This is a genomic window from Streptomyces sp. NPDC040610, from assembly GCF_055594065.1.
This window is the reverse complement of record NZ_JBVIXA010000006.1, coordinates 502,983-522,710: the sequence shown is the minus strand read 5'-3', so window position 1 is coordinate 522,710 and position 19,728 is coordinate 502,983. Positions and strand designations below refer to the sequence as shown.

Annotated in this window: 13 protein-coding genes; 11 read left to right on the top strand and 2 right to left on the bottom strand. The window is 71.7% G+C overall.

The genetic code is table 11. The annotated features are described in order from the left end of the window. Positions 1-96 precede the first annotated feature (96 nt). The 9 genes from ACZ6AA_RS23685 (at position 97) to ACZ6AA_RS23645 (ending at position 11,844) form a co-directional block, all read left to right on the top strand. The gene (locus tag ACZ6AA_RS23685; protein ID WP_468452761.1) at positions 97-1,179 is read left to right on the top strand and encodes an LLM class flavin-dependent oxidoreductase; all 1,083 of its coding nucleotides are present in this window, start codon (positions 97-99) and stop codon (positions 1,177-1,179) included. Beyond that, positions 1,176-2,501 carry an NtaA/DmoA family FMN-dependent monooxygenase gene (locus ACZ6AA_RS23680; protein ID WP_471459790.1) on the top strand — a complete coding sequence of 442 codons (1,326 nt, stop codon included), beginning with the start codon at positions 1,176-1,178 and terminating at the stop codon, positions 2,499-2,501. The genes ACZ6AA_RS23685 and ACZ6AA_RS23680 overlap by 4 nt, the downstream gene beginning before the upstream one ends. Before the next feature lie 15 nt (positions 2,502-2,516). Continuing rightward, on the top strand, positions 2,517-3,320 hold the full coding sequence (locus ACZ6AA_RS23675; RefSeq protein ID WP_468452765.1) for a DUF1684 domain-containing protein: 804 nt from the start codon (positions 2,517-2,519) through the stop codon (positions 3,318-3,320). Between the two features lie 242 nt (positions 3,321-3,562). Beyond that, positions 3,563-4,462: a S1 family peptidase gene (locus tag ACZ6AA_RS23670; protein ID WP_468452767.1), complete on the top strand. Its 900-nt coding sequence runs from the start codon at positions 3,563-3,565 to the stop codon at positions 4,460-4,462. 427 nt (positions 4,463-4,889) lie between these two features. Further along, the gene (locus ACZ6AA_RS23665) at positions 4,890-5,975 is read left to right on the top strand and encodes a S1 family peptidase (protein WP_468452769.1); all 1,086 of its coding nucleotides are present in this window, start codon (positions 4,890-4,892) and stop codon (positions 5,973-5,975) included. A gap of 420 nt (positions 5,976-6,395) precedes the next feature. Then, complete coding sequence (locus ACZ6AA_RS23660; protein WP_471459787.1) at positions 6,396-7,352, top strand: ABC transporter permease; 957 nt, start codon at positions 6,396-6,398, stop codon at positions 7,350-7,352. A 56-nt stretch (positions 7,353-7,408) separates the two neighbouring features. Beyond that, on the top strand, positions 7,409-9,181 hold the full coding sequence (locus tag ACZ6AA_RS23655; RefSeq protein WP_471459785.1) for an ABC transporter substrate-binding protein: 1,773 nt from the start codon (positions 7,409-7,411) through the stop codon (positions 9,179-9,181). Between the two features lie 3 nt (positions 9,182-9,184). Beyond that, positions 9,185-10,177 (top strand): ABC transporter permease, encoded by a 993-nt coding sequence (locus ACZ6AA_RS23650; RefSeq protein ID WP_468452774.1) that lies wholly within the window; start codon positions 9,185-9,187, stop codon positions 10,175-10,177. Then, positions 10,174-11,844 carry a dipeptide ABC transporter ATP-binding protein gene (locus ACZ6AA_RS23645; RefSeq protein WP_468452776.1) on the top strand — a complete coding sequence of 557 codons (1,671 nt, stop codon included), beginning with the start codon at positions 10,174-10,176 and terminating at the stop codon, positions 11,842-11,844. Before ACZ6AA_RS23650 ends, ACZ6AA_RS23645 begins: the two co-directional genes overlap by 4 nt. Before the next feature lie 110 nt (positions 11,845-11,954). On the opposite strand, the gene ACZ6AA_RS23640 is transcribed toward ACZ6AA_RS23645, so the two are convergent. Then, positions 11,955-14,774: a M4 family metallopeptidase gene (locus ACZ6AA_RS23640; RefSeq protein WP_471459782.1), complete on the bottom strand. Its 2,820-nt coding sequence runs from the start codon at positions 14,772-14,774 to the stop codon at positions 11,955-11,957. Between the two features lie 147 nt (positions 14,775-14,921). Here ACZ6AA_RS23640 and ACZ6AA_RS23635 point away from each other — a divergent pair, with 147 nt between their 5' ends. After that, positions 14,922-16,091, top strand: coding sequence for a helix-turn-helix domain-containing protein (locus ACZ6AA_RS23635; RefSeq protein ID WP_468480621.1), 1,170 nt, complete (start codon positions 14,922-14,924; stop codon positions 16,089-16,091). Here ACZ6AA_RS23635 and ACZ6AA_RS23630 read toward each other — a convergent pair. Beyond that, positions 16,081-16,527 (bottom strand): subtilase-type protease inhibitor, encoded by a 447-nt coding sequence (locus ACZ6AA_RS23630; protein ID WP_468452782.1) that lies wholly within the window; start codon positions 16,525-16,527, stop codon positions 16,081-16,083. The two genes, ACZ6AA_RS23635 and ACZ6AA_RS23630, sit on opposite strands and share 11 nt — an antisense overlap. Before the next feature lie 516 nt (positions 16,528-17,043). Between ACZ6AA_RS23630 and adhE the strand changes: the two genes are divergently transcribed. Then, positions 17,044-19,680, top strand: coding sequence for a bifunctional acetaldehyde-CoA/alcohol dehydrogenase (gene adhE, locus ACZ6AA_RS23625; RefSeq protein ID WP_471459780.1), 2,637 nt, complete (start codon positions 17,044-17,046; stop codon positions 19,678-19,680). Positions 19,681-19,728: the final 48 nt, after the last annotated feature.

Genomic DNA, 19,728 nt, shown 5'->3' with positions numbered 1-19,728 from the left:
CTGCCCCCGCACCTGTCGCACCTGTCGCGTCTGTCCGTGCCTGTTTGCCCACCGGCCCCCTCGCGGCCGGTACTCGTCGAGAGAGGTTCGCTCCTCATGACCGCATCAGCCGCGTGCCGCGGCCCCCTGCACCTCGCCGCCGCCATCGACCAGCCAGGCGCCTACGCCGCCGCCCCGTACGCCGAGCTGGCGCTGCTCGCCGAGCGCGGCGCCCTGGACTTCGTCACGCTCGGGGACTCCTTCGCCCGGCACGGGCCCGACGCGCTCGCCGTGCTCTCCCGGATCGCCCCGGTCACCGGCCGCGTCGGCCTGGTGCCGACCGTGACGACCACGCACACCGAGCCCTTCCACGTGCAGGCCGCCGTGGCCACCCTCGACTGGGTGAGCCACGGCCGGGCCGGCTGGGCCGTCGACGTGTCGGCCACCGAGGCCGAGGCGCGGCTGTTCGGACGGCGCCGGGCCGCGCCCGCGGAGGTGCTGTGGCGCGAGGCCGGTGAAGTCGCGGACGTGGCGCGGCGGTTGTGGGACAGCTGGGAGGACGACGCCGAGATCCGGGACGTGGCGACCGGACGCTTCATCGACCGGGACAAGCTGCACTACGTCGACTTCGAGGGCGGCACCTTCTCCGTGCGCGGCCCCTCGATCGTGCCGCGCCCGCCGCAGGGCAACCCCGTGGTCGTCGTCGACGCGACCGACGGCCACGCCCGCGAGACCGCCGCCCGGCACGCGGACGTCGCCCTGGTGCGGGCCGCGAGCCCCGAGCAGGCGGGTGCCGCCCGCGCCGCGCTGCACCGCCGAGCCGCCGAACTCGGCCGCCCAACGGGGCAGTTGCGGGTGCTCGCCGCGCTGGTCGTCGAACTCGGCGGCGGCGAGCACGCGGCGCAGCCCGGGCACGGCGGCGGCGCGCTGCCCACCGCCGAGGGCCCGCTGTACCGCGGCGGCCCCGTCGACCTCGCCGACCTCATCGCCGGCTGGCACGAGGCGGGCGCCGTCGACGGCTTCCACCTCACCCCCGTCGAGCCGCGCCGCGACCTGGAGCGCCTGGTCAACGGCACCGTGTCGCTGCTCCAGCACCGGGGTGTGTTCCGCACGTTCTACCCGGGCGCCACGCTCCGGGAGCACCTGGGCCTGGCCCGGCCCGCCAACCGCTACGCCGCACTCGCGGGGGACCCGTCATGACGCCTCGTACGACACCGAAACAGATCCACCTCGCCGCCCACTTCCCCGGCGTCAACAACACCACCGTGTGGGCGGACCCGCGCTCCCGCTCCCAGATCGAGTTCTCCTCCTTCACGCATCTGGCACGCACCGCCGAACGCGGGCTCTTCGACTTCTTCTTCCTGGCGGAGGGGCTGCGGCTGCGCGAGCACAAGGGGCGCGTGCACGACCTGGACGTGGTCGGGCGGCCCGAGTCCCTCACCGTCCTCGCCGCGCTCGCCGCCGTCACCGAGCACCTCGGCCTCGCCGCCACCGTCAACGCCACCTTCAACGAGCCCTACGAACTGGCCCGGCGCCTCGCCTCCCTGGACCATCTGAGCGGCGGCCGCGCCGCCTGGAACGTCGTCACCTCCTCCGACGCCTTCACCGGCGAGAACTTCCGCCGCGGCGGCTTCCTCGACCGCGCCGACCGCTACACCCGCGCCGCCGAGTTCGTCGCCACCGCGCGGGAGCTGTGGGACTCCTGGACCCCCGACGGGCCCGACGGATCCGTCGGCGAGCCGCGGCCGTTCGCGCACCGCGGCCGGCACTTCGACATCGCCGGGGAGTTCGGCCTGCCGCGCGCGCCGCAGGGCCACCCCGTGGTGATCCAGGCCGGGGACTCGCCCGAGGGCCGGGAGTTCGCCGCGTCCTCGGCCGACGTCGTCTTCACCCGGCACGGCACCCTGGAGGCGGGCCGCGCCTTCTACGCCGATGTGAAGGGGCGGCTCGCGGCGTACGGGCGCGCCCCGGACGACCTGAAGATCATGCCCGGCGTCACCTTCGTCCTCGGGGACACCGCCGCCGAGGCCCAGGAGCGCGCCATCGAGATCCGCCGCAAGCAGGTGTCGCCGCAGAACGCCCTGCTCGCCGCGGAACAGGTGTGGGGCGTCGACCTGTCCGCGTACGACCCCGACGGGCCGCTGCCCGACATCGACCCGGACCCGGACTCCACCCTCGTCCAGGGCCGCGTCCGGGTCGGCGACCCCCTCGCCGTCGCCGAGAAGTGGCGGGCCCTGTCCCGCGCCAAGGGCCTGTCCCTGCACCAGACCGTCATCGAGACGACGTCCCGGCAGTCCTTCATCGGCACGCCCGCCGCCGTCGCCGAGCAACTGGAGGAGTTCGTCGGGACGGACGCGGCCGACGGCTTCATCCTCGTCCCGCACCTGACGCCGGGCGGGCTCGACGAGTTCGTCGAACGGGTGGTGCCGCTGCTCCAGGAGCGCGGCGCGTACCGCACGGAATACGAGGGCGCGACGCTGCGCTCACACCTCGGGCTGCCCGAGCCCGCGTGGAAGGCTTGAGAAGGGTTGCACACCATGAGCACGACCGAAGACACACTGCGGGACTTCAAGGAGTGGCACGAGCTGCGCACGGCCACCGTCTCCGCGCCCTACGGCCCGCTGGCCCTCACCGGCACGCACTGGCTCGCCGACCACCCCGAAGGCGCCCTGCCCGGCCTCCCCGGACACTGGGCCGAGGACGGCGACGACCTCGTCCTGACGGCCGCGGCGGACGACGGACTCACCCTCGACGGGCAGCCCTTCGCCGGTACGGCCCGCCTTGCGCCCGACCCCGGCCCCGTCACCGCCGCCCGGCTCGGGCTCGGCGAGCGGCGCCTGGTGGTGCTGCGCCGCGAAGGGCTCTGGGCGGTGCGCGACTTCGACCCGGACGCGCCCGCGCGGGGCGCCTTCACCGGCATCGACGTCACCGCGTACGACCCGGGCTTCGCGGTCGAGGGCCGCTTCACACCGTACGAGCGGGACCGCACCGTGCGCGTCGGGAACGCGGACGGCGTGGAGCGGGGGCTCGGGCTCGGCGGTGAACTCGCCTTCACGCTGGCAGGGCGGGAGCACACGCTGCAGGTGAGCGTCGAGGGCGACGGCTCGCTGTGGGCGGTGTTCGCGGACGGGACCAGCGGTGTCTCCAGCTACCGGTTCCGGTTCCTGCGGCCCGCCGCGCCCGACGAACAGGGCCGTACGAGCGTCGACTTCAACCGGTCGCTGCTGCCCCCGTGCGCCTTCGCCGACCACTTCATCTGCCCCTTCCCGCCCCCCGGCAACACCCTCACCGCCGAGATCGCCGCCGGGGAACGGAACCTTTCCCGCCGCGATTACGTCTGACAGGACGCCGATGACCCAGAGCCCCGGTGGTGTGCCGCATCCGCGACACCGCCGGGGCCGGTCGTCGTGTATCGGCCGCTCGGGCCGAAAGGCACCCCTTGTGCGGTGTCACGGCGGACCCAATACTCCCGAGCAGCGCTTGTCAGGGACACGGTGTAACCGGAATCCACCGGTCCTTCGACCGCGCCTCACGGGCCCCCAACCCACATGGGCCCCCTGACTTCCCTCGGGAGGAACCAGCAGTGAGGATCAAGCGCACCACCCCCCGCAGCGGTATATCGAGACACTCCCGCACGGTCGCCGTCGCGACCGGGCTCGTGGCCGCGGCCGCCCTCGCCGTGCCCGCCGCCAGCGCGGACGAGTCCCGCACCTACAGCGCCTCCGACCTGACGGCGGCCAGCGACGCCGTCCTGAAGGCGGACGTCGCGGGCACCGCCTGGAACGTCGACCCCAAGACCAAGCAGGTCGTGGTCACCGCCGACAGCACGGTCTCCAAGGCCGAGATCGCCTCGCTGAAGCAGGCCGCGGGCGACAAGGCCGGCGCCCTGAAGATCGAGCGGACGCCGGGCAAGTTCCAGAAGTACATCTCCGGCGGCGACGCCACGTACGCCACCAGTTGGCGCTGCTCGCTCGGCTTCAACGTGCGCAGCGGCAGCACCTACTACTTCCTCACCGCGGGCCACTGCACCGACGGCGCGGGCACCTGGTGGGCCAACTCGGCGAAGACCACCGTGCTCGGCAGCACGCACGGCTCCAGCTTCCCGACGAACGACTACGGCATCGTCAGGTACACGAACAACTCGATCACCAAGTCCGGCACCGTGGGCAGCCAGGACATCACCCGCGCCGCCGACCCGACCGTCAACCAGAGCGTGACGCGCCGCGGCTCCACCACCGGCACCCACTCCGGCCGCGTCACGGGCCTGAACGCCACGGTGAACTACGGCAACGGGGACATCGTGTACGGCATGATCCGGACCACCGTCTGCGCCGAGCCCGGCGACAGCGGCGGCCCGCTCTACGCCGGTTCCACGGCGCTCGGCCTGACCTCCGGCGGCAGCGGCAACTGCTCCTCCGGCGGCACGACGTTCTTCCAGCCGGTCACCGAGGCCCTGCGCGCGTACAACGTGAGCGTGTACTGACACCCACCTCCGTACCCGTACGGCAGGCGGTCTCCGTACCCCTTGCAGTCAGCGGCCGTCGAGCCCCCGCCCCACTCCTGGGCGGGGGCTCTTCGCTGCCTCCACGCCGCCCGCGCCCGGCCGCCGAGCGTCGAGAACCGGACAGGACTAGTCCTCACCCGCTGCCGATCGCCGCTCGCACGCGGTGTTTGCAGCGGGAACCGACGTGGTGAGACCACGGACGGTCAACAGGGCTGGGGCGCGGGGGCGTTGGAACGCGTGCGTCCGGAAGTAGACCTTGTGTGCGACCTCGCCCGCTGGGAATAGTGGGCCGCGTCCCATTGGCATGGACGCGGCTTTCCCACCGTCAGCCCGCCATGCGCGTACGCCTTTCGGCCGCCGAGGTCCCCACACCGGAGCGGACCGACCCCCCACAGGAGGACGCGAGTTGAAGCACCGCCGCATACCCAAGCGCCGTGCCGCCATGGCAGGCGCGGGTGTCGTCGCTCTGATCGGCGCGGCCGTCACCTTCCAGACTGCGAACGCGAGTGAGGACACCCCCACCCCGAAGCCGGACACGCTGTCCATCGCGAAGGCCGGAAAGCTCGCCTCCTCGCTCGACAAGGAGCTGGGCGCCGACGCCGCGGGAACGTACTACGACGCGCGGGCCAAGAACCTCGTCGTGAACGTCCTCGACGACAACGCCAAGGACGCCGTCGAGTCCGCCGGCGCCAAGGCCAGACTGGTCGAGAACTCCCTCGCCGAGCTCAAGGGCGCCCGCACCACGCTCACCGACAAGGCCTCGGTCCCCGGCAGCTCGTGGGCCACCGACCCGGCCACCAACAAGGTCGTCGTCACCGTGGACCGCACGGTCAAGGGCGCCGACCTGAAGAAGCTGACGTCGGTCGTCGACGGCCTCGGCGAGAAGGCCGAACTGAAGCACTCCAAGGGAGAGTTCAAGCCCTTCATCGCCGGTGGCGACGCCATCTTCGGCGGCAGCAGCCGCTGCTCGCTCGGCTTCAACGTGGTCAAGGACGGCGCCCCGCACTTCCTGACCGCGGGGCACTGCACGGAGGCCGTCAAGAGCTGGTCCGAGGAGCAGGGCGGCCCGGCCATCGGTGAGAACGTGGGCTCCAGCTTCCCCGACAACGACTACGGCATCGTCAAGTACTCCGGCGACACCGCGCACCCGAGCGAGGTGAACCTCTACAACGGCAGCACGCAGAAGATCACCAAGGCCGGGGCCGCGACCGTCGGCCAGGAGGTGCAGCGCAGCGGCTCCACCACGCAGCTCCACGACGGCAAGGTCACGGGCCTGGACGCCACCGTGAACTACGGCAACGGCGACATCGTGAACGGGCTCATCCAGACCGACGTGTGCGCGGAGCCCGGCGACAGCGGCGGCGCGCTGTTCGCGGGCGACACGGCCCTCGGCCTGACGTCCGGCGGCAGCGGTGACTGCAGCTCCGGCGGCGAGACGTTCTTCCAGCCGGTGCCCGAGGCCCTCGAGGCCTTCGGGGCGGAAATCGGCTGACGCCCGGTTCGAGCACGACGAAGGGCCCCGGAAACCATTCGGTTTCCGGGGCCCTTCGGTGTTTTCCAAGAGAATTAAGAAGGCAGCTTGAAGAATTCGTGATCCCTGAATTCCCAAGGGGTGACGCGCGTAGACTGCCCCATGATGCGCAGGTATTGCATCTAGATGACCTTCCTAAGCAAGGTCGAAGTGCCGTGTTGCCTTCCGTGGCGAGGTTCTGTGGCGCAGATCTCATTGCGGCGAGATGTCCGAGTTCATACCACTATGGGGGCTTGTAATGTTGCGCCGCTGTAAAACTACGCAGCATTCCCGAAATGCTTTCTGTGGGGGATTTGCAAAGGCTCCGCTTCGCTGGCTCTAATGATGCGCACCTCGACGCGGGAAACCTCCGCGTCCGCACGTCATCAGGAGTTGGGCAGCATGGCCGACGCGCCACACCCAGGGTCCCGCGGCCCGCTCGCCGCGGCCGTCGGCGCCTTCCGCCGGGACCGGCTCGGCCTCGCCGCGCTGTGTGTGGTGGCCCTGTTCGCGCTGCTCGCCCTCGCCGCGCCGCTCGTCGCCGCCGCGTACGGCAAGAACCCCACCGAGCACTACGGCCAGAACGAACCGGGACTGCTCAGCCCGGAGGGCCTGCCGGTGCTGCCGGGCGGCGGAATGTCCGACGACTTCTGGTTCGGCCTCGAACCCGGCCTCGGCCGGGACGTGTTCACCCAGCTCCTGTACGGCATCCGCACCTCCCTGCTGGTCGCGGGCGCCGCCGTCCTCGTGATCGCGGTCCTCGGCGTCGTGCTCGGTGTGACCGTCGGCTACCTGAGCGGGCTCGCCGACCGCGTCTTCACCTTCGTCTGCGACGTGCTCCTCGCCTTCCCCACGCTGCTGCTCTTCCTCGCGCTCAGCCCGATCGTGCAGACCCGCTTCGTGGACCCGGGCGAGAACGAACCCGCCTGGATGCAGTTCACCGTGCTCGTGGTGATCTTCGCGGCGTTCGGCTGGGTGCCGCTGGCGATGATGCTCCGCACCACCGTCCGGTCCCTGCGGACACGGGAGTTCGTGGAGGCCGCCCGGGCCATGGGCGCGTCCCGCCGCCACATCGTGCTGCGCGAACTGCTGCCCAACGTGTGGGCGCCGGTGCTCGTGCACATCACCATCGCCCTGCCCGGCATCGTCACCGCCGAGGCCGCCCTCTCCTTCCTCGGCGTCGGCATCAGCGAGCCGATCCCCGACTGGGGGCGGATGATCGCCCGCGGCTCCGAGGTCTTCTACGACGACCCGACCTACATGGTCTTCCCCGGCGTGACGATCCTGCTCTTCGTCCTCGCCTTCAACCTGCTCGGCGACTCCGTACGGGACGCGCTCGACCCCCGTACCCGTCGCTGACCCCGACGCGCCCGCGCGTCACCCTCCACCCGCCCCACCCGCAAGGGAGTTCCACCATGCCCAGGATCAGTTCGCGCACCGCGGTCCCCTTCGCCGCCGCCGCCTCCGCCATGCTCGTGCTGTGCTCCTGCTCGGCCGGGGCCGGGTCGGAGGCGGACGCGGCGGGGCCCCGCAAGGAGGGCGACCTCATCGCCGGGGTCGGCAGCGCGAAGGACAGCGCGGGCCCCGCCCCGGCCGTCTCCGGCGCCCGCGAGGGCGGCACCATCCGCGTCGCCAACCTGCGCGACTACGCCCACCTGGACCCGCAGAAGATCTACGCGGGCGAGGCCTACAACACCTCGCTCCTGTGGGGCCGCCAGCTCACCCAGTACCAGATCGTCGACGGCAAGCCGAAGCTCGTCGGCGACCTCGCCACCGACACCGGCAAGCCCTCCGACGGCGGCCGCACCTGGACGTACCGGCTCAAGGACGGCATCGCCTGGCAGGACGGCAAGCCGATCACCTCCAAGCACGTCAAGTACGGCATCGAGCGCACCTTCGCGCCCGGCTTCGAGGTCGGCCCGTCGTACTGGCCGCAGTGGCTGACCGGCAAGTCCGACCTCGCGCGGGCCCGCAAGGTCTACGGCGGCCCGAAGAAGGACGGCGACTTCGACCGCATCGAGACGCCCGACGACAAGACCATCGTCTTCCGCTTCCACAAGACGCAGTCCGACGTGCCGTTCATGGCCGCGCAGTCCTCCTCGTCACCGGTGCGCCCCGACAAGGACACCGGCGCCGCCTACGACCTCAAGCCGTTCGCGACCGGCCCCTACCGGATCGTCGAGCACAAGCAGAACCAGTCCCTGACCCTGGCGAAGAACCCGCACTGGAAGGCGGACACCGACCCGATCCGCCACCAGTACGCCGACAAGTTCGAGTTCACCTTCGAGAAGAAGGAACTCAACACCGCCCAGGAGATCCTCAACGGGCGCGGCGCCGGCGCGGCCACCGTCACCACCAAGAACGAGTTCCCGCCCGAGCTGATCGGCGAGGCCAACCGCGACCCGAAGAAGAAGGCCCTGGTCGTCGACGGCCGGCGCGGCGCGTTCAGCTCGCACCTGGTGATCCGCAACGACCGGGTCGCCGACCCGGAGGTCCGCAAGGCCATCCACTACCTCTTCCCGCGCCAGCAGGCCCGCCAGGCCCTCGGCGGCCCGCGCGTCGGCGACATCGCCACCACCTACTCCTCGCCCGCCATCGTCGGCTGGCACCCGTACGACACCTACCCGGTGGCGCCCACCGGCGACATCAAGAAGGCCAAGGAGCACCTGGCCAAGGCCGAGAAGCCGGTCAAGAGCCTCAGCTACGCCTACGAGTCCAACGCCGTCAACGACCGCCTGGCCCAGGTCCTCGTGGACGCCTTCGACAAGGCCGGCATCGAACTCGTCACCAAGCCGCTGCCGCTGCCCGCCTACACCAACGAGGTCCTGCGCGGCGCCGAACCGAAGTACGACCTGTGGATGTCCACCTCGTCCGTGGACTGGCCGACCCCGGCCACCGGCGTCCCGTACCGCTTCGACAGCCGCCGCGACACCCTCGACAACGACCCGCGGTACAAGAACCCGGCCGTCGACAAGGAACTCGACCGCATCGCCGGGATCGGCGACGCCACCAAGAAGGCCAAGGCGCTCATCGCCCTCGAACAGGACACGATCATGAAGGACGTGCCGCTGGTGCCGTTCCTGCACCAGCGCGTCCAGCAGGTGCGCGGCGCCGACGTCGGCGGCGCCTTCATCCACCCGATCTACGGCACCATCAGCCCGGCCTGGCTGTACCTGAAGAAGTCCTGACCCATGCTCGGATACCTCACCCGACGGGCGCTGCAGGCGGCCGTGGTGCTCCTCGCGATCTCCGCGACCGCCTTCGCGCTCTTCTACGCCGCCCCCTCCGACCCGGCCGTCATCGCCTGCGGACCCAAGTGCGACGCCTCCCAGATCGCGGCGGTCCGCGACTCCATGGGCCTGGACCAGCCGATCGTCGCGCAGTACGCCGACTATGTGCGCGGCCTGGTCGCGGGCCGCACCATCAACGACGTCGACGGCACCCCGATCGCCTGCGACGCGCCCTGCCTCGGCTACTCCTACGCGCTGCACGAGCCGGTGCGCGCCGCCATCACCAGCCGCTTCCCCGTCACCCTTTCGCTCGCGGGCGGCGCGCTCGCGGTGATCGTCGTCTTCGGGATCGGCGCGGGCTTCCTGTCCGCGCTGCGCCGGGGCCGCCTCACCGACCGGCTCCTGTCCGGCTTCACCCTGGTCGGCGCCAGCGTGCAGATCTACTTCCTCGGCTACGCCCTGCAGTACCTCCTCGTCTACCGGACGGGCTGGTTCGCGCTGCCCGGCTACACCTCGCCCGGCGACGACATCGGCGCCTGGGCCGCGGGACTGCTCCTGCCGTGCCTGGTCCTCGGCTTCGTCAACGCCGCCGTGTTCGCCCGGCTCTCCCGCGCCCAGATGCTGGAGGTCATGCACGAGGGGTACGTGCGCACGGCGCGCGGCAAGGGGCTCGGCCCGCTGCGCGCCCACCTGAAGTACACCTCGCGCGGGGCCGCCGCGCCGCTGGTGCAGCTCCTCGGCCTGGAGGTGGGCGCGCTGCTCGGCGGCGCGTTCATCACCGAGACCGTGTTCGGGCTCAGCGGCGTCGGCAAGCTCGCGGTGGACGCGGTGGTGCAGAACGACCTGCCCACCGTCGTCGGCACCGTGCTGCTCGCCGCGTTCTTCGTGGTGGTGTTCGTCGCCCTGGCCGACCTCGTGGTGGCCTGGCTCGATCCGAGAGTGAGGCTCGCGTGAGCGGCTCCGGCAAGGAATGGCCCGTGCTGCGCGTACGGGACCTGAGCGTCACCTTCACGGGGACGCGCGGCACCGTCATGGCCGTCGAGGGCGTCACCTTCGACCTGGCGCGGGGCGAAGTCGTCGGCCTGGTGGGGGAGTCGGGCTCCGGCAAGTCCACCGTGGGCCTCGCCGCCCTGGGGCTGCACGACCCGGCGCGGACCCGGATCGCCGGGAGCATCGAGATCGGCGGCACCGAGATCGTCGGGGCGGACGAGGGCGCGCTGCGGCCGCTGCGCGGCAACCGGGTCGCGATGGTCTTCCAGGACGCCCTCGCCGCCCTTTCCCCCTTCCACGGGGTGGGCGCGCAGCTCGCCGAGGCCTACCGGATCCACCACCGGGCCGCGTCCCGCGCCGAGGCCCGCGACCGCGCCGCCGACATGCTGGAGCGGGTCGGCATCCCCGCCGCCCGCGCCCGGGACTACCCGCACCAGTTCTCCGGCGGCATGCGGCAGCGCGTGATGATCGCCATGGCGCTGATCAACAGCCCGGACGTGCTCGTCGCCGACGAGCCCACCACCGCCCTCGACGCCCGCGTCCAGCGCCAGGTGCTCGATCTGCTCGACGAATTGCGGCACGAGCACGGCACCGCCGTCGTCCTGGTCACCCATGACGTGGGCGTCGTCGCGCACGCCACCGACCGCATGCTCGTCATGCGCGGCGGCCACCTCCTGGAACAGGGGCCGACCCGGCGGGTCCTCACCGCGCCCGAACACCCCTACACCCGCGCCCTGATCGGCGCCGCCCCCACCCTGACCAGCGACCCCGGCACCCGCCTGCCGACGGTCGACGAACCCGAACCGAAGCCCCGCACCGCGGCCCGCGCGCCCATCGCCGCGACGGGCCGCCCCCTCGCCGAGGTCACCGGCCTGCACGTGGAGTTCGGCGGCGGCCGCACCCTGCTCGGCCGCCGCCGCGAGCCCGCCCGGGCCGTGCGCGGCGTCAGCCTGCACGTGCACGAGGGCGAGACCCTCGGCCTGGTCGGCGAGTCCGGGTCGGGGAAGTCCACCACCGCCCGGGTGCTCGCCGGGCTCCAGCGGCCCACGGCGGGCGAGGTGCGCTTCGACGGCCGGGACATCTCCGGCGCCGCCGGGGACACCGCGCTGCGCCGGGAGCTGAGCCGCGACGTGCAGCTGATCTTCCAGGACCCCTACGCCTCGCTGAACCCGCGTCGTACCGTCGAGCAGATCGTCACCACACCGCTGCGGGTGCACACCCGGGCCGGTGCCGCCGAGCGCCGGGAGCGCGCGGCCGAACTCCTGGAGCAGGTCGGCCTGTCCGCGGCCGACCTGGACCGCTACCCGCACGAGTTCTCCGGCGGCCAGCGCCAGCGCGTCGGCATCGCCCGCGCGCTCGCCCTGCGGCCCCGGCTGATCATCGCCGACGAACCGGTGTCCGCGCTCGACGTGTCCGTGCAGGCCCAGGTCCTGAACCTGCTGATGGACCTGCGGGACGAACTGGGCCTCTCGCTGCTCTTCGTCTCCCACGACCTGGCCGTCGTACGGCACTTCTGCGACCGCGTCGCCGTGCTGCGCGGCGGCGAGATCGTCGAGACCGGGACCCGCGACGAGGTCTTCGAGCGGCCGAGTGCCGCGTACACGCGCGACCTGCTCGCCGCGATGGTCTGAGCCGCCCCGGTCCACCGCCCCATGGAGGGGGCGGCGGGCCGGGTTCCACAAGGCGGTGCCCCGCCCACCCGGTGAGGTGGACGGGGCACCGCCGTTCGTGTGTCCGGGGATCAGCAGGTGCCCGCCGGGCGGGCCCGGGTCACCAGGTCCGTGTGGCCGGTGGTGCCGTCGATCCACACCACGCGCCTGCCGGTGTCGGCCGCGTGGCCGGTCTGCTCGCCCCGGTTGCAGGAGACCCGCTTGAGGCCCTTGCCGTCCAGGTCGGTCTGCACCAGCTTGGTGAGGTTCCCGTTGCTCCAGCCCCGCTGGGGCTGCCACTGGGTGAGCGTGAGCGCCGAGTCGGAGGCGTCCACGTTCCAGAAGTAGGAGTCCTTGGAGTCCTCGGGCACGATGTCGGTCAGGCCGGTGCCGTCGAGCTTCGCGCGCCGCAGGGCCATGCGGTTGTCGTCGGCGATGTCGTCGACCAGCCAGTACAGGTACTTGCCGTTGATCGCCGGGGTGGCGATGCCGAGGAGGCCGCCCTTGGCCGGGACCAGCGTCTGCTTGCCGGTGCGCACGTCCGTGATCTCCGTGGAGACCTGCTGCTGCCCGTCCTTGTCGGTGTACACCTTGGCGTAGCCGAGCTTGTCACCGCTGATCGTGGGCAGCGCGGTCACCACGTCGTAGCGGCCGCCGTCGACGAACACCGGCTCCCGGTCACCGGGGCGCAGATAGGCCACCCGCTGCTGGCCGTGCGGGCTGGACTCCTGCCAGGTGACGTTGCCGTCGGCGATGCGCACGTTGGCGACGGTGGTGCCCGCCGACCACAGCTTCTTGACCGGGCCGCCGGTCAGCGGCCGGGACAGGATCTCCACGCTGGTCGGCCCGTACGCCACCCACACCGCGCGCTTGCCGTCGGTGTCCGGGTAGACGTGGTAGCGCCCGTCGTTGGGGCTGAGCAGCTTCGGCGTGCCGGTGCCGTCGGTGCGGCCCGCGTACACGGAGAAGGCCTCCTGGCCCTCGTCGTCGGACTTCGAGGCGGCCCACCAGCCGCCGCCCGCACCCGCGCCGGTGTTCGGCAGCCTGCCGCCGACCCGGGTGGCGTTCAGGTCGCCGAGGAGCTTCTCGGAGTCGGCGCCGATGGCCTTCTCCCAGCCCTTGGTGATGCCGTGCGCGTCGAACGAGCGGTGCACGGTGCGCAGCTTCGCGCCCTTGACGCCGAGGTCCTTGGCCGCGGCGACCACGGCGTTGCGGGCGTCGGTGTAGCCGTCGAGCGGCGTCAGGTACTCCGCGAGCGCCTTGTAGACGATCCTGTCGGCGAGGGTGGCGCCCAGGTCCTCACGGATGTCCCACAGCGCGCCGGAGACGATCGTGGAGTTGAGGTGCACGCCGCCGCTGTCGGTGCCGATGGTGACGCCGAGGAAGTCCTTCGCGGTGGTGCGGCCGTCGTTCAGGTCGCGCAGCGCGCAGTCGGCGGGGGACTGGGTGCGGCAGAGGTCCTCGCCGATGAGCCCGGCCTTGGGGTCGTCCATCGGCGTCTTCGAGGCGTTCACGTCGATGGCGTTGCCGAAGTAGTCGGCGATGGCCTCGTTCAGGGCGCCGGACTGGCCGACGTAGACCAGGCCCGCGGTGTGCTCGACGACGCCGTGCGTCATCTCGTGGCCGACCACGTCCAGATCCGCGGAGAGCGGCTTGAACTCCTCGTCGCCGCCGCCGTACACCATCTTCTGGCCGTCCCAGTAGGCGTTGACGAACGGGAAGCCGCCGTCGGTCACGCCCACCAGGGAGTTGATGGCCATGCCCTTGCCGTCGAGGCTGTCACGGCCGTGCTTCTTCTTGTAGTACTCGTGGACCTGCCCGGCCGCCCAGTGCGCGTCGACCGCGCCCGAGTCGGTCGCCTCCTTGCCGAACTCCTTGGTCTTGGAGGCGAATTCGGTGATCCCCTGCGGCCAGCGCCCCGACGCGTCATTGGCGTCGACACCCCGCGCGTCCCAGGTGGTCAGGGCGTTCTTGCTGCCGTCCCACTGGTGGCGGTAGTCCCGGAGCTGGTACGAGTCCGAGGTGGCTTCGTGCGCGACGTCGAGGCCGACCTTCTTGCCGTCGAGCCTGACCCCGCTGCCCTCGGCGCCGGGGAAGCCGTCGCCGGGGCCGTCGATGGTCTGGATCGCCGAGTACTGGAGTACGGGGAAGCCGGACGCCGCGTCGACGTACACCTCCTGCTTCACCGGGGCGCCGGTCGCCGGGTCGCTGCCGGAGACGGTGACGTGGTACGTCAGGAGGCCCTCGCCCTGGGGCAGGACGACCAGGCCGTGGGAGGCGCCGGAGAGGGCGTGGCCGCCGCCGTCCTTGGAGCCGCTCGCGGCCTTGCCCTTGGCCTTGGCGCCACCGGCCGTGCGGGACGTGGGGGCCAGCTTGGTCAGGCTGCCCGTCCGGCCGTCCCCGGCGGCGGTCGCGGCCACGGCGCGCTCGACGGCCGTCCGCTCCGCGACCTCGGCCTTCGTGCCGACCGCGAGGCCCGTGAAGTACTTCCCGGAGGTGCCGGTGACGACCCGTTCGCCGTCCTTCTTCTCCATCCGCACCAGATACTGGCCGCCGAGGACCGGCACGCCCCGGTGCTTCTGCTGGAAGCGCACGGTCTCGCTGTCGCCGTGCCGCAGCGTCGACTCGGTGCTCAGGTCCCGGCGCGGGTCCGGTATTCCGTAGCGGCCCTTCTTGGCCGCGAGGTGGCCGCGGGCCGCGTCGGCCGGGCTGCCCGAGTCCTTGGCGGCCTCGGCGATCCCGTCGACCAGGGCCGGGGTCGCCGTGCCCTTGCCGGGGACGACCTCGGTGGCCGGGCCATCGGGAGCCGCCGGAGCGGCCTGGGCCGCCGGTACTCCGGAGGCGAGCAGTGCCGCGGCGCCGAGCAGCGCCGCGCTCCCCGTTATTCGTGTCCGTCTGCGTGAGCTTCTCAAGTTCCCCTCCACGCGCAGAAAAGAGCGCACCATGTACTTGCCGTGCTCATGCAAGTCGTTGCCCGTATGTTGATCAAGGAATAACGACTGGTCACAAGTGGGGCCGCACACTTGTGTGCGTCGTGGGGCGGGGTGAGACTGCCCGACATGACCATGGGGAGCGGCAAGGGAAGCGCGCTGCGCGACCTGGGCCTGGGGGAGGCGGACGAGCGGGTGTACGGGGCGCTGCTGCGGCAGCGGGCCCCGGCGGCCCGTGACGCCGAGCAGCTGCGGCGGGAACTGGGGCTCACGCGGGGGCAGTTGGAGCGGTCGCTGTCCCGGCTGCGGGAGCACGGGTTCACGGTTCCGTACGCGGACACGGAGCCGGGTGGGGACCCGGACTCCGGCGCGGGCGGGGGCGGGGGCGCGGGTCCGGGCGAAGGCGCGGAAAGGGGTGCGGGCGGAGCCGGGGCGGGGGCCGGGTCCTTCGGCCGTGCCGGGCTGCCGCGTCCGGTGCCGCCCGCGCCCGCCGTGCGGGCCCTGATCCACCGAAGACAGGCGGAACTGCACGCCCAGGCGGCGGAGTTGGAGCGGCTGCGGCGCCAGGCCGACGAGATCGCCGAGCGCCTCGAACCCGCCCCGGCCCTCGCACCCGGCGCGGTCGCGGCCGTCGAGGCGGTGAGCGGTCCCGGCGCCATCGTGCGGCACGTGGACCACCTCCTTGCCCGCGCCGAGAAGGAGGTGCTGATCCTCGACCGGCCGCCCTACCTCAATCCGTGGGCGGTCGCGGGCGCCGACCCCGGCACCGGCATCGCGGCCCTGCTGGAACGCGGGGTCAGCGTGCGGGTGGTGCTCGCCCGCGAGGGGCTCGCGCTGCCCGGCCGGACCCGGCTGCTCGGGCCGCTGGTCGACCGGGGGCTCGGGGTGCGGGTCGCGGCCGACGTGCCCACCAAGCTGATCGCGGTGGACGGCAGGGACGCGCTGCTGCCGCCCGCGGCCGGTGTCGACCCGACCCGCGCGGCCGTCGTCGTGCGCGACGCGCTGCTCCAGCACGTCTTCCGGCCGCTCTTCGAGGCCCTGTGGGAGCGGGCGTTGCCGCTCGGCGGCGCCGGGCCGCGCCTTTCCGACGAGCACCGCGATCTGCTCGGTCTGCTGGCGGGCGGCTTCAAGGACGAGGCGATCGCGCGCCGGTTGGGCGTGCATGTGCACACCGCGCGCCGCCGCATCAGCCGCCTGCTCGACGAACTGGGCGCCGACACCCGTTTCCAGGCCGGCGCCCAGGCCGCGTTGCGGGGCTGGCTCACGGGCCCTCAGGACCCGCGCGGTCTCAGAAGTTGAAGACCTTGCCCTGACCCGCCGTCATCGCGCAGGGGTTGGCGAAGGTGTGCTCGTACGAGACCCGTCGGCCCTCCCAGACGCCCTGTGCCGTCACCACGATCGGGTTCCACTCCTTGGTGCAGGCGGTGGTCGTCGGCGCCTTGGTCACCTTGTCGAACTTGCCGCCGACCGCGTGCAGTTGGTCGCAGGCGCCGGGTGCGTCGGGGTGGCTGCCGACGCCGGTGGAGGAACAGCCGAGGGTCACGGCCCGCTGGATCGAGGCGTCGGCGGCCTTGGTGCCGTAGCCGACGGTGAGCACCAGCTCGGAGGGCGCGAAGCCACTCGCGGCGGCGGGCGCAGCGGTGGCCGCGGGCGCCGGAACGGCGGTGGCCGCGGTGGCCAGACCGCCGAGCGCGAGAGCGGCGCCCAGCGCGATCCCCCCAGAGATGTACCGCATTTCGAACACTCCCTTGCTTGTTGTTGCGAATAACGAACGGAACGGACCGGAGTCTTGCCGAAGGCGACAGCGAAAGCACATCGGGCGCTGACTTTCAGTCGTTGGTTGAAAACTGTGTGTAGTGGCGTGAAGCAATGATCCCTCACGGTCGGTTGGGGTGTGGTGCACCACGCGTGACCGGCGGGAAGGGGGGAATCGGGGGAAGTTTCCGCGATAGCCGGAATGTGCGGTCGCGGGGCGCGGAAGTGGAGTGCGTCACCCCGGTCAGGCCTTTTCGGTGGGGCGGGAATGGCCGGATCAGGAGTGGTGGCGGGGATTTTGTGAATGTGTTCACAAGCCCGCAAGGGTCTTTGGTCCCTTGGTGTTCACGCAGGTGAGAGATCGTTTTCCGCGATATTTCGCGCTGCCGGAAGGACTTTCTCCCTCTTGGATCAGGGCTTTTTCTTGATCTCCGGACGGCGCCGCGGAGGTCGAATGGAGAGGTCACCACAAGGGTCTGAAGAGGGAGTACCTGCCATGGAGACGAAGGAGCCGCAGGCCGAGGACGCGCGGGCCGAGGAGTCGGTGGACGGTCTGGTCCGGCGGGCCCGCGCCGCGCTCGCCCGCTTCGAGTCCTACGACCAGGAACAGGTCGACCACATCGTCACGAAGGCCTCCCTGGCGGCGCTGAACGCGCACGGGGAACTGGCCCGGCAGGCCGTCGAGGAGACCGGGCGCGGCCTCTTCGAGGACAAGGCCGTCAAGAACCTCTTCGCGTGCGAGCACGTCGTGAACTCGATGCGCGGACTCAAGACCGCGGGCGTCATCTCCCGCGACGAGCTGAACGGCATCACCGAGATCGCCGAACCGGTCGGCGTCGTCTGCGCGATGACCCCGGTCACCAACCCCACCTCCACCACCGTCTTCAAGGCCCTCATCGCCCTGAAGACCCGCAACCCGATCGTCTTCGCCTTCCACCCGAGCGCCCAGAAGTGCTCCGCCGAGGCCGCCCGCGTCGTCCGCGACGCGGCCGTCGCGGCCGGGGCGCCCGAGGACTGCGTGCAGTGGATCGAGGACCCTTCGACGGCGGCCACCGGCTTCCTCATGCGCCACGAGGGCGTCTCGACCATCCTCGCCACCGGCGGCAACGCGATGGTCCGCGCCGCCTACTCCTGCGGCAAGCCCGCACTCGGCGTCGGTGCGGGCAACGTCCCCGCGTACATCGCCCGCAGCGCCAAGCTGAACCGCGCCGTGCACGACGTGGTGCTCTCCAAGGCCTTCGACAACGGCATGATCTGCGCCTCCGAGCAGGCGGTCGTTCTCGACCGTGAGGTGTACGACGAGGGGATCGCCGAATTCCAGCGGCTCGGCGCGTACGTGGTGTCGGCGGCCGAGAAGACCAAGCTGGAGGAGTTCGTCTTCGGCACCACGGCGTTCGCCGCGAACTGCGCGGGCGCGAAGCTGAACGCGGACGTCGTCGGCAAGTCCGCGCGGTGGATCGCCGGGCAGGCCGGGTTCGAGGTGCCCGAGAACACCCAGATCCTGCTCGCCGAGTGCGCGGAGGTCGGCGAGGGCGAGCCGCTGACCCGCGAGAAGCTCTCCCCCGTACTGGCCGCGCTGAAGGCGGAGTCGACCGAGCAGGGGATCGAACTCGCCGCGCGGATGGTCGAGTTCCACGGGCTCGGGCACAGCGCCGCGATCCACACCGAGGACGAGGCGCTGGCGGAGGAGTTCGGCCGCCGCGTCAAGGCGGTCCGCGTCATCGTCAACGCGCCCTCGACCTTCGGCGGCATCGGCGACGTCTACAACGCCTTCCTGCCCTCGCTCACCCTCGGCTGCGGCAGTTACGGACACAACTCGGTGTCGAACAACGTCTCCGCCGTCAACCTCGTCAACGTCAAGCGGATCGGACGGCGCAACACCAACATGCAGTGGTTCAAGGTCCCGCCGAAGATCTACTTCGAGCGCAACTCGCTGCGCCACCTGGGCGAGATGGAGGGCATCGAGCGCGTCTGCGTCGTCACCGACCGGACGATGTCGGACCTCGGCTTCGTACGGAAGGTCACCGACATCCTGGCCGCCCGCGCGGAGCCGGTCACCGTGCAGGTCATCGACGACGTCGAGCCCAACCCGGAACTCGCCACTGTGCGCGCGGGCGCCGCCCGGATGCGGGACTTCCGGCCGGACACCATAATCGGCCTCGGCGGTGGCTCGCCCATGGACGCGGCCAAGGTCATGTGGCTGATGTACGAGCACCCCGAGGTCGAGTTCGCCGACACCAAGGAGAAGTTCTTCGACATCAGGAAGCGGGCTTTCCGCTTCCCCGGGCTCGGCGAGAAGGCACGCATGATCGCCATCCCGACGACCTCGGGCACGGGCTCGGAGGTCACGCCCTTCGCCGTCATCTCCGACCCGCGGGCCGCCCAGAAGTACCCGCTCGCCGACTACGCCCTCACCCCGAGCGTCGCCATCGTCGACCCGGTCCTGCCGCTGCGGCTGCCCCCGGCCGTCACCGCCGACTCCGGCTTCGACGCCCTGACCCACGCCACCGAGGCGTACGTCTCCGTGTACGCCAACGACTACACCGACGGGCTCTGCCTCCAGGCCATCAAGCTGATCTTCGAGAACCTGGAGCGGTGCGTGGTGAACGGGGCCGGCGACCCCGAGGCCCGCGAGAAGATGCACAACGCCTCGACCGTCGCGGGCATGGCCTTCGCCAACGCCTTCCTCGGCCTCGTGCACGCCATGGCGCACACCCTCGGCAACACCTTCCACATCCCGCACGGCCGCACCAACGCGGTGCTGCTGCCGCATGTCATCCGGCACAACGGCACGGTGTCCGGGAAGGCCACGCCGTGGCCCAAGGCCGAGGTGTACCGGGCGCCGGAGCGGTTCCAGGAGATCGCCCGCATGCTGGGCCTGGCGGCGGCCACGCCCGAGGAGGGCGTGGAGTCCTACGCCCGGGCCGTCGAGGAACTGCGGGCACGGTGCGGGATCCCGGCCTCCTTCCAGGAGGCCGGGGTCGACGAGGCCGCCTTCATCGAGGCCCTGCCCCAGCAGGTGAGGAACGCGTACGCGGATCAGTGCGCGCCCGCCAACCCGCGGATGCCGATGCTCTCCGAGATGGAGGGGTTGATGCGGCTGGCGTTCTACGGGGTGGGGTCGGCCGCCTGAGCCTTGTCGTCGGGTGTGGGTCGTCCGGTGCCTTCGGGTGCTGGGCGG

Coding starts and splice junctions, on each gene's coding strand:
- ACZ6AA_RS23650 (WP_468452774.1), top strand. CDS start 9,185: ATGCTCGGATACCTCACCCGACGGGCGCTGCAGGCGGCCGTGGTGCTC.
- ACZ6AA_RS23660 (WP_471459787.1), top strand. CDS start 6,396: ATGGCCGACGCGCCACACCCAGGGTCCCGCGGCCCGCTCGCCGCGGCC.
- ACZ6AA_RS23675 (WP_468452765.1), top strand. CDS start 2,517: ATGAGCACGACCGAAGACACACTGCGGGACTTCAAGGAGTGGCACGAG.
- ACZ6AA_RS23655 (WP_471459785.1), top strand. CDS start 7,409: ATGCCCAGGATCAGTTCGCGCACCGCGGTCCCCTTCGCCGCCGCCGCC.
- ACZ6AA_RS23635 (WP_468480621.1), top strand. CDS start 14,922: ATGACCATGGGGAGCGGCAAGGGAAGCGCGCTGCGCGACCTGGGCCTG.
- ACZ6AA_RS23680 (WP_471459790.1), top strand. CDS start 1,176: ATGACGCCTCGTACGACACCGAAACAGATCCACCTCGCCGCCCACTTC.
- ACZ6AA_RS23685 (WP_468452761.1), top strand. CDS start 97: ATGACCGCATCAGCCGCGTGCCGCGGCCCCCTGCACCTCGCCGCCGCC.
- adhE (WP_471459780.1), top strand. CDS start 17,044: ATGGAGACGAAGGAGCCGCAGGCCGAGGACGCGCGGGCCGAGGAGTCG.
- ACZ6AA_RS23630 (WP_468452782.1), bottom strand. CDS start 16,527: ATGCGGTACATCTCTGGGGGGATCGCGCTGGGCGCCGCTCTCGCGCTC.